The following is a 1009-nucleotide window of genomic DNA, read 5'->3' on the forward strand; positions in this document are numbered from 1 at the left end:
CTAGGCACTGTTTCTCGGATCATGTTCTGAGCCAGATGACGAGGGCTGCGAGTGTGACGGTGCCGAGGTAGATGTAGGCGCGTTTCTCGTAGCGGGTGGCGACGGCGCGGAAGCCTTTCAGGCGGTTGATGGTGCGTTCGACGGTGTTGCGCTTCTTGTATCGCTCGCTGTCGAAGTCGGTGGGGCGGCCGCCTCGGGAGCCTCGGTTCTTGCGGTGTCTTTGCTGGTCGAGGCGTTCGGGGATCGTGTGCCGGATGCCGCGTCGTCGCAGGTAGCGGCGGTTCTTCCGGGAGGTGTAGGCCTTGTCCGCCAGGACATGGTCGGGCCGGGTCCGGGGTCGGCCGACTCCGATGCGGGGCACGGAGAGCTGCTCCAGCACTCGCTCGAGTTGAGGGCCGTCACCGTAGTGTCCGGGGGTCAGGACGAGGGCGAGGGGCCGGCATCGCCCGTCGGCGGCAAGGTGGATTTTGGTGGTGAATCCGCCGCGGGAACGTCCCAGACACTCGCCGATCTGACCACGTCCTCCAACCGGGCGGCCAGTTTCCTCAACACCGGATCGACCTGGTTCGTCCCCCTGGCGATCCCCTTTTGAGGGACCGCGACCGCCGGTGCCTTCCGCGCGCCGGCGGCGTGCTGGTGGGCCCGCACAGCTGTCGAGTCCACCGATACGTCCCAGTCGATCTGGCCCGCGGCGTCCTCGGCCGCCTGGATCCGCGACAGCAGCATCGTCCATGTTCCATCCGCTGACCAGCGACGATGGCGTTTGTAGACGGTCTCCCACGGCCCGAACCTCTCCGGCAGGTCCCTCCACTGCACGCCCGTCCGGACTCGGTAGAGAACCCCGTTGATCACCCGACGGTGGTCACTCCACCGGCCCCCGCGCGCCCCACCAGGAGGCAAGAGCGACTCCAGCCGGTCCCACTCCGCATTCGTCAGATCACCACGGCCCATAAAAGCAGCCTGCCCCCAACACCCCACGCACGTCAGGAGATCCGAGAAACAGTGCCTA

At 66.9% G+C, this 1009-nt stretch carries 1 pseudogene; it reads right to left on the reverse strand.

The window, feature by feature from the left end:
• Nucleotides 1–19: 19 nt before the first annotated feature.
• Nucleotides 20–951: pseudogene (locus tag ACFVDM_RS38345) on the reverse strand (IS5 family transposase).
• Nucleotides 952–1009 lie beyond the last annotated feature (58 nt).

The organism is Streptomyces sp. NPDC057682, from assembly GCF_042799575.1.
Taxonomy (GTDB): domain Bacteria; phylum Actinomycetota; class Actinomycetes; order Streptomycetales; family Streptomycetaceae; genus Streptomyces.